This is a genomic window from Kitasatospora sp. NPDC022856 (genome assembly GCF_055561235.1).
Map to the genome: position 1 here is coordinate 92654 of NZ_JBVHHE010000026.1, position 8563 is coordinate 101216.

Here is an 8563-nt window from a genome sequence, read left to right on the forward strand (position 1 = left end):
TGGATCTTTGTTTGTACTGCGGTGGTGCCTGCACTGCGATGGACTCGACAGTGCTGTACTGCGCTGGGGTACCAGGACTCGAACCTAGACTAAATGAACCAGAATCACTCGTGCTGCCAATTACACCATACCCCACCAGAGTTGAACCCCTGCGGGCCCTTCTCAGGCGTTGCGCCCCTCGCTCGGTCCCGACGGGGTTTCGCTCCCTCGTCCGTTCCCTCCCGGGCGGCGCAGAAAGAACATTACCCGACGTCCGGCCCCGGTCCAAAATCGATAAGCCCAGGCCGCGGCCGGGGCGGCTGCGGGCCAGGTCAGAACCCGGCCCGCGGCCGCCGGTGGCGGTGCTCAGGCAGCCGGGACGGCGGCCAGCGCGGCGGTCAGCCGGCGCAGCGTCTCGGGGCGCCCGAGCAGCTCCATCGACTCGAAGAGCGGCGGGGACACCCGGCGGCCCGTGACGGCCACCCGCAGCGGCGTGAAGGCGAACTTGGGCTTGATGCCCAGCCCGTCCACCAGCGCCGCGCGCAGCGCGGCCTGGATCGGCTCGGGCGAGAAGTCCGCCAGCTCCTCCAGCGCCTTGATGCTCGCCTCCAGCACCGGACGGGCGTCGGCGGTGAGCACCTTGGCGGCGTCGTCCGGGTCGAGCGTGAAGTCCGCCGGGTCGACGAAGAGGAAGCCCGCCATGGTGACGATCTCGCTCAGCACGACCATCCGCTCCTGGGTGAGCGGTGCCACCTTGGCCAGCAGCTCCAGCTGCTCGGCGGTCGGCTCGGCCGGCAGCAGACCGGGCGCCTGGAGGTACGGCACCAGGCGGCGGACGAAGTCCTCCGGGGCCAGCCGGCGCACGTGCTCGGCGTTGATGTGCTCGCACTTCTTGAGGTCGAAGCGGGCCGGGTTGGCGTTGACGTCGGCGATGTCGAACGCCTCGACCAGCTGCTCCACCGAGAAGATGTCGTCGTCCGCGGAGAGCGACCAGCCGAGCAGCGACAGGTAGTTGAGCAGGCCCTCGGGGATGAAGCCGCGCTCGCGGTACAGGTTGAGCGAGGCCTGCGGGTCGCGCTTCGAGAGCTTCTTGTTGCCCTCGCCCATCACGTACGGCAGGTGGCCGAAGCGCGGGGTGCCGCCGTCGCCGACGCCGATCTCGGCGAGCGCCGCGTACAGCGCGATCTGGCGCGGGGTCGAGGAGAGCAGGTCCTCGCCGCGCAGGACGTGGGTGATGCCCATCAGGGCGTCGTCGACCGGGTTGACCAGGGTGTAGAGCGGTGCGCCGTTGGCCCGGACGATGCCGTAGTCGGGCACGTTCTCCGGCTCGAAGCTGAGCGTGCCGCGCACCAGGTCGTCGAAGGCGATGGTGCGGTCGGGCATCCGGAACCGCAGGATCGGCTCGCGCTTCTCCAGCTTGTAGACGGCGACCTGGTCGTCCGTCAGCTCCCGGCAGTGGCCGTCGTAGCCGGACGGGCGGCCGGCCGCGCGGGCGGCCTCGCGGCGGGCGTCGAGCTCCTCGGTGGAGCAGTAGCAGTGGTAGGCGTGGCCGGCCTCGTGCAGCCGGCGGGCCACGTCCGCGTAGATGTCCATCCGCTGCGACTGCCGGTACGGCGCGTGCGGGCCGCCGATCTCCGGGCCCTCGTCCCAGTCGAAGCCGAGCCAGCGCATGGCGTCGAGCAGCTGCCGGTACGACTCCTCGGAGTCGCGGGCGGAGTCGGTGTCCTCGATCCGGAAGACCATCGTGCCGCCGTTGTGGCGGGCGAAGGCCCAGTTGAAGAGGGCCGTGCGGACCAGGCCCACGTGCGGGTTGCCGGTCGGGGACGGACAGAAGCGAACCCGAACGCTCGGGTCAGTGTTAGCCACGCTTGATCACCTTGTTGGTGAGAGTGCCGATGCCTTCGATGGAGACGGCGACCGCGTCGCCGACGTTGAGGGGGCCCACCCCAGCGGGTGTGCCGGTGAGGATGACGTCGCCGGGCAGCAGCGTCATGGCCTCGGAGATGTGGACGATCAGCTCGGCGACCGAGCGGACCATCTGGGAGGTGCGGCCGGCCTGCCGGAGCTCGCCGTTGACCGTGCAGGTGACGGCGAGGTCGCTCGGGTCGAGGTCGGTCTCGATCCACGGGCCGAGCGGGCAGGCGGTGTCGAAGCCCTTGGCGCGGGCCCACTGGCCCTCGCGCTGCTGGATGTCGCGGGCCGTGAGGTCGTTGGCACAGGTGTAGCCGAAGATCACCTCGGGCACCCGGTCCAGCGGGACCTCGCGGCACATCCGGCCGATGACCACGGCCAGTTCGGCCTCGTGGTGGACGTCGGAGGAGAACGGCGGGTACGCGATGGACTCGGTCGGGCCGATCACCGAGGTCGACGGCTTGAAGAAGGTCAGCGGGACGTCCGGGACGTCGTGGCCGAGCTCCGCCGCGTGGGCGGCGTAGTTGCGACCGACCGCGACGATCTTGTTCGGCAGCATCGGGCTGAGCAGCCGCACGTCCTGGAAGCGGTAGCTCTCACCGGTGGGTTGGGGCTGCCCGAACGGGTGGCCGGCCAGGGCGTGGACCACGAGGGACTCGGGCTGCGCCGGGTCACCCTCGACCACACCGAAGGAGACGGTGCCGGCGGCAGGGCTCCCCTCCCGGACGGAAAACCTGGCAATGCGCACGGCTGGGCTACCCCTCGCTTCGTCGGCCGCCCGGGGCGCGCCCGGGCGCTGGTGGGCGCCGCGCCCGTGTGGGCCCGGCCCCGCTCAATCGTCGACCAGGCTATCGCGTGGGGCCTCCCCCGACCGCTTTGCCCCTGTTCAGCGCGGTTGCGCCCGACCCGGCGGGAGCAAACCGAAAGGCGCCGCGAGTGCGGCGCCTTCCGGGTTCGTGCGGGGTGTCAGCTCCGCGGGGCCACCGCCGGGGCGACCATCAGCTGGGTGCGGCGCGGGTTGGCCGTGTTGGTGGGCAGCTCGGTGGCGTAGGTCGCCACGTGCTCGGCCCGGCGGGCGCCCGGGATCCCGCTGAAGTCCTCGACCGAGGCCAGCGTCGTCCGGCGCGGGTTCGCCGTGGAACGGCTGGAGAGCTCGGGACTGGTGGCGGCCGTGTTCGCCTGGGACATCTCGTCAGCACCTCGGGGTCGCGACCGGCGCGTCGACGTGGCGCGGCACCGGCCTGAGTGGTTCGGGGAGATTCTGGGCAGGCTGATCGTGGCCGTGCGCCGGAGACAGCAAGGTTACGGATCTCTTTCCACAGCCGCCGTGACCAAAGCTACACATTGTGCTGTGATTTTGCTCACAAATTGAAGAGCAATTCTCCGATATCCGACATATCGCTTCATCAAGTTTCGCCGACAAAACCCCGCATATCGGTCATTCGGGAACCTCTGCACCTCCCGTTGATCTCGGGTCCGGTTGGCATGTATCCGGCAAGTGTCCGAAAAAGGCGGTATTCCGGTCCGGTTACCGCACAGTCAGTGAAATCGCGCGCGCGGTCGGTAGTGTGGCCCCGCTCGCCCTGGCGGCCCTTGTTGGGATTCCCCGGCTGTGCTGGAATGCCACGGACCGTGGGTAGGGAGTAGTCCACCCCGGTGCCCGCTCTCCCGGACCGGCCGGGGTGCGGATGGAAACTCCACACCGTCCAGGCTGCGGCGACGCGGCGGGACGCCCGGTCCAGAGGTTGCGACGCCAGTGCAGGGACGTTTCAAAAGGGGTAGCGGCGCCGCGGGTGACCCGGAGTCGCGTGAGCCCGTGGCACCACCCCAGCAGGCGGCGGTGCCCGGCGGCCCCGTCGAGCCGGCACCCGAGGCGGTCGGCCGCCCGGAGGACGACGCCGAACAGGACCGGAAATCGGCCCGGGGCAAGCTCCGCAAGACGCTGACCCGCCGACGGGCCAAGGGCATGAGCCGGCTGGCGATGCGCAACTGGCGGATCCGTACCCGCCTCATCGCGCTGCTCGCGCTCCCGGTGCTGGTCGCCCTCGTGCTCGGTGGGCTGCGCATCCAGACCTCTCTCGAGGCCTCGCAGCAGCTCGCCCAGATGGCCAACCTCTCGGACCTGGCGAAGAAGGCGACCAACCTCGCCGACGCCCTGCAGACCGAGCGGGACATCAGCGCCGGGCCGATCACCCACGAGCCGAACGCCCCGCTCGACGACGACATCGTCAACGCCCGCAAGATCACCGACGACCTGAGCCGGACCTTCACCGCGTCCTCGGACAAGTTCGAGAACCTGGAGCTCTCCGGCGGCAAGGCGCTGCTGTTCCAGATCCGCAAGGACCTGAACTCGATCTCGGACGCGCGCAACACCCCGTACCAGAACAACCAGAACATCCAGTCGACGATCACGGCCTACGACGTGATCATCCGAGACCTGCTGTCGATCACCCAGGACATCGCGCTCGCGTCCAACAACCGCGACCTGGTCCGCGCCACCCGCGCCCTCCAGCAGTTCTCGCTGGCCAAGAACGCCACCTCGCAGCAGCGCGCCCTGATCAGCGCCGCGCTCGCCAACCCCAAGGCCCCCGACCTCAGCCTGAGCGACGAGTCCTTCGGTATCCGGCTGCGCGCCTCCTACGACAACGCGCTCACCAGCTTCAACAACATCTACACCTCGCACGACCTGGACAACCTGCGCGGCCAGCTCAGCTACAACTCGGTGGTCGCCGCCGCCGACCGGTACGCGCGCTCGGTGCTCCAGCAGAGCGGTATCCACCAGACCGAGCCGGTCAGCTTCAAGGACTGGTACGAGCAGGCCACCGCCAAGATCACCGCCGAGCGGCGGATCGAGTCGAAGCTGATCGAGGACCTCGACGGCAAGGCCCAGGAGCTGCAGTCCGCCGCCGACACCGAGGCCCTGATCATCGGTGCCGCCGTCGCGCTGGTGCTGCTGGTCGCCCTCGGTGGCGCCGGTCTGATCGCCCGCTCGATGGTGCGCTCGCTGACGCGGCTGCAGTCCGCGGCCGAGGACGTCGCCGAGCGGCGACTGCCCGAGCTGGTCAAGACGCTGTCCGAGAGCGACCCGCACGACGTCGACGTCACCGTCGAACCGGTCGGCATCGACTCCGCGGACGAGATCGGCCACGTGGCCCACGCCTTCGACATGGTGCACAGCGAGGCCGTCCGCCTCGCCGCCGAGCAGGCCCTCCTGCGCGGCAACATCAACGCGATGTTCACCAACCTCTCGCGCCGCAGCCAGGGCCTCATCCAGCGCCAGCTGTCGCTCATCTCCGAGCTGGAGAGCCGCGAGGCGGACCCGGACCAGCTGGCCAACCTCTTCAAGCTGGACCACCTCGCGACCCGCATGCGCCGCAACGGTGAGAACCTGCTCGTCCTCGCGGGCGAGGACCCGGGCCGCCGCTGGACCCGCCCCGTCCCGCTGGTCGACGTGCTCCGCGCCGCCGCCTCCGAGGTGGAGCAGTACGAGCGCATCGAGCTGGCCACCGTGCCGTCGGCCGAGGTCGCCGGCCGCGTCGTCAACGACCTCGTCCACCTGCTCGCCGAGCTGCTGGAGAACGCCACCTCGTTCTCCAGCCCGCAGACCCGCGTCCGGGTGACCGGCCACGCCCTGCCGGACGGCCGGGTGCTGGTCGAGATCCACGACACCGGCATCGGCCTCAGCCCCGACGACCTCGCCGACATCAACGAGCGCCTGGCGAACCCGCCGACGGTGGACGTCTCCGTCTCCCGCCGGATGGGCCTCTTCGTGGTCGGCCGCCTGTCCCTGCGACACGGCATCCGCATCCAGCTGCGCCCCAGCGACTCCGGCGGCACCACCGCGCTGGTCATGCTCCCGGTGGACGTCACCAACTCCGCCGACCGCCGGGCTCCGGCCCGCCCCGGTTCGGCGCAGGCCAAGCAGCAGCGCGGGGTCGCCCCGACACCGCGCCAGCAGCGCCAGGTGCCCGGCGGTCCGGCCGGCGGCCCGAACGGCGGCCCGGCCGCGCTCGGCCAGGGTCCGGCGGGCGGTGCCCCGCAGGGCCGTCCGCAGCTCGGCCAGGGCGGTCCCGGTGCTCCGGGCGGCCAGGGCGGCCCCGGTGGACGGGCCGGCGGCGCGCTGCCGACCCGACAGGTCGGCCAGTCGCTCCAGGGCCAGCCGCAGGGCCAGCAGGCCCCCCAGGGTCAGCAGGCCCCTCAGGGCCAGCAGCAGGTCCCGCAGGCCCGCCAGAACCCGCAGGGCGGTCTGCCGCAGCGCGGTGCGGGACGGCAGGCTCCGCCGCAGGGCGGTCCCGGTGCGCTGCCGCGCCGCGGCCAGCAGCAGCCCGGTCCGGGTCAGCCGGGCCAGGGCCAGCAGGGCCAGGGCCCGGGCCAGCCCGGCCAGGGCCGGCGCCCCGGCCAGGAGCGGCCGCGCCCCGGCGGGGACTTCGCCGGCGGTCCGGGCCCCCGGACCGGCGAGCAGCCGCAGCACGGCTGGGCCGACCAGTCGGGCCGTCCGGGCGCGCCGCAGGGCGCCCGCCCGGGCAACCGCCCGCAGGAGGGTCTGCCGCAGCGCCGCCAGCCGGGCCAGGCACCGCAGGGCCAGGCACCGCAGGGCCAGGGCGGCCCCGGCGGCCAGGGCCCGCAGGGTCCGCGCCGTCCGCAGCGCCCCGGCCCGGACGCACCGCAGCGCGAGCGGCAGCAGCAGCAGTTCCCGCCGCAGCAGGCCCAGCCGCTCCCCGCGGCCGAGCCCTCGTCGATGGAGAGCACCGCGCAGTTCGCCCGGCCGCGCTTCGAGGCGAGCGAGATCGACCCGCGTGACCCGCTCGGCCTCGGTCTGGTCGAGCCGGTGCTGCCGAACCCGGCGCGTCCGGAGCCGGTCCGCCAGGAGCAGCTCCGGCCCGAGCCGGTCCGCCAGGAGCCGATGGCGCTGCCGACCGGTCCGTCCGACGGCGGCCCGCAGGGCGGTGCGCCGATCTTCGAGTCGGCCGAGCAGGCCGAGGCGGCGCGGGCGGGTCAGTACCAGCCGCGCCGGCCCGGGACCAGTGCGCCCGGCGTCCAGCAGCAGGGCCAGCACCAGCAGGCCCCGCAGCAGCACCAGCACGCCCAGCAGGCTCCCCACCAGGCTCAGCAGCAGGCCCCCCAGCAGGGCCAGCCGCAGCAGGCCCCGCAGGGCGGGCCGGGCGGGCCGGGTGACGCGCCGTGGCGGCCGTCCGCGAACGACGAGCGCTGGCGCCGGGCCGAGCAGGTCCGGGAGCCCTCGACCAGCGGCGTCACCATGTCCGGTCTCCCCCGGCGGACCCCGCAGGCCAACCTGGTCTCCGGTACCGCCGAGGCGTCCCCGCTGACCGGCCCCCAGGTGTCCCGTGCGCCCGAGGAGGTCCGCGGCCGGCTCACCAACCTGCGCCGCGGCATCCAGCAGGGCCGCCGGGTCGGCGCCGAGCAGGCGGCCGGGCCGGGCCAGGGCAACCAGGCGGGCCCGCAGCATGGTGCCCAGCAGTCCGGATTCGATAGCTTCGGGGGCCGCACCGACGGCAACGGCGCAGATCACCAGGAGCGTTGAGTTGAACCAGATGAGCCAGGCCGCACAGAACCTGAACTGGCTGATCACCAATTTCGTGGACAACACCCCCGGGGTGTCGCACACGGTGGTGGTCTCCGCCGACGGCCTCCTGCTGTGCATGTCCGAAGGTTTCCCCCGCGACCGCGCCGACCAGCTCGCCGCCGTCGCCTCCGGCCTCACCTCCCTCACCTCCGGCGCCAGCCGGATCTTCGAGGGCGGCGAGGTCAACCAGACCGTCGTCGAGATGGAGCGCGGTTTCCTCTTCCTGATGGCCGTCAGCGACGGCTCCGCCCTCGCCGTCCTCGCCTCCCCGGACTCCGACATCGGCCTCGTCGGCTACGAGATGGCACTGCTCGTCGACCGCGCCGGCGCCGTCCTCACCCCCGCACTCCGCGCAGAACTCCAGGGCAGTCTCCTGCACTGAGTGCCCTGAGCGGCGACCCCACCCGTCCCACCTCCCCGCCGGGCCTGACCCGACCAGGCCCGGCGCCTCACCCTCAGCTACCCTCAGGCAGCTGATTTCGCCTCAGCTGGCATCGCCCCAGCTGGAACCGGCTGCCCAAGGCTGCAGCACAAGGAGGACCCATGACCCCGCCTTCGACACCCGCCGGCTCGTACGGCAGCGGGTACGGCAGCGGCTACGGCGGGCAGCAGTCCGACGGCTACGAGCAGCAGCCGCTGGTCCGCCCGTACGCGATGACCGGAGGCCGCACCCGGCCCCGGTACCAGCTCGCGATCGAGGCGCTGATCTCGACCACCAGCTCCGCCGAGCGGACCGGCGGCCTGCTGCCCGAGCACGCCCGGATCGTGAACCTCTGCCGTGAGGTCAAGTCCATCGCGGAGATCTCCGCACTCGCCGGCGTGCCGCTCGGTGTCGCCCGCATCCTCGTCGCCGACCTTGCCGAGGCCGGTCTCGTCGCCATCCACCAGCCCGCCGCCGCGGGCGAGTCGGGCGGAACGCCCGACGTCACGCTGCTCGAAAGGGTCCTCAGTGGACTTCGCAAGCTCTAACGGAGCCACCCGCGCCACGACCTCGGCGAAGATCGTCGTCGCCGGCGGCTTCGGTGTCGGCAAGACCACGCTCGTCGGCGCCGTCTCCGAGATCAACCCCCTGCGCACCGAAGCCGTCAT

General features: G+C 72.3%; 6 protein-coding genes, 1 tRNA gene and 1 pseudogene. 4 read left to right on the forward strand and 4 right to left on the reverse strand.

Annotated features, from left to right (window positions below):
* Positions 1–63: 63 nt before the first annotated feature.
* The 4 genes from ACZ34W_RS28245 to ACZ34W_RS28260 all read right to left on the reverse strand — a co-directional run bounded on the left by ACZ34W_RS28245 (position 64) and on the right by ACZ34W_RS28260 (position 3078).
* Positions 64–135, reverse strand: a tRNA-Gln gene (locus ACZ34W_RS28245).
* A 210-nt stretch (positions 136–345) separates the two neighbouring features.
* Positions 346–1845, reverse strand: a complete 1500-nt coding sequence (gene gltX, locus ACZ34W_RS28250; RefSeq protein WP_329489730.1) for a glutamate--tRNA ligase — start codon at positions 1843–1845, stop codon at positions 346–348.
* Positions 1838–2638, reverse strand: coding sequence for a fumarylacetoacetate hydrolase family protein (locus tag ACZ34W_RS28255; RefSeq protein WP_329489729.1), 801 nt, complete (start codon positions 2636–2638; stop codon positions 1838–1840). The genes gltX and ACZ34W_RS28255 overlap by 8 nt, the downstream gene beginning before the upstream one ends.
* A gap of 218 nt (positions 2639–2856) precedes the next feature.
* Positions 2857–3078, reverse strand: a complete 222-nt coding sequence (locus tag ACZ34W_RS28260) for a hypothetical protein (protein WP_329489728.1) — start codon at positions 3076–3078, stop codon at positions 2857–2859.
* 628 nt (positions 3079–3706) lie between these two features.
* Between ACZ34W_RS28260 and ACZ34W_RS28265 the strand changes: the two genes are divergently transcribed.
* The 4 genes and pseudogenes from ACZ34W_RS28265 to ACZ34W_RS28280 all read left to right on the forward strand — a co-directional run.
* Positions 3707–7432, forward strand: a complete 3726-nt coding sequence (locus ACZ34W_RS28265) for a nitrate- and nitrite sensing domain-containing protein (RefSeq protein WP_465608073.1) — start codon at positions 3707–3709, stop codon at positions 7430–7432.
* 10 nt (positions 7433–7442) lie between these two features.
* Positions 7443–7856 (forward strand): roadblock/LC7 domain-containing protein, encoded by a 414-nt coding sequence (locus tag ACZ34W_RS28270; RefSeq protein ID WP_030057391.1) that lies wholly within the window; start codon positions 7443–7445, stop codon positions 7854–7856.
* A gap of 161 nt (positions 7857–8017) precedes the next feature.
* On the forward strand, positions 8018–8443 hold the full coding sequence (locus tag ACZ34W_RS28275; protein ID WP_329489726.1) for a DUF742 domain-containing protein: 426 nt from the start codon (positions 8018–8020) through the stop codon (positions 8441–8443).
* A pseudogene (locus ACZ34W_RS28280) lies at positions 8424–8563 on the forward strand (ATP-binding protein); the annotation flags it as partial. The gene ACZ34W_RS28275 and the pseudogene ACZ34W_RS28280, both read left to right, overlap by 20 nt.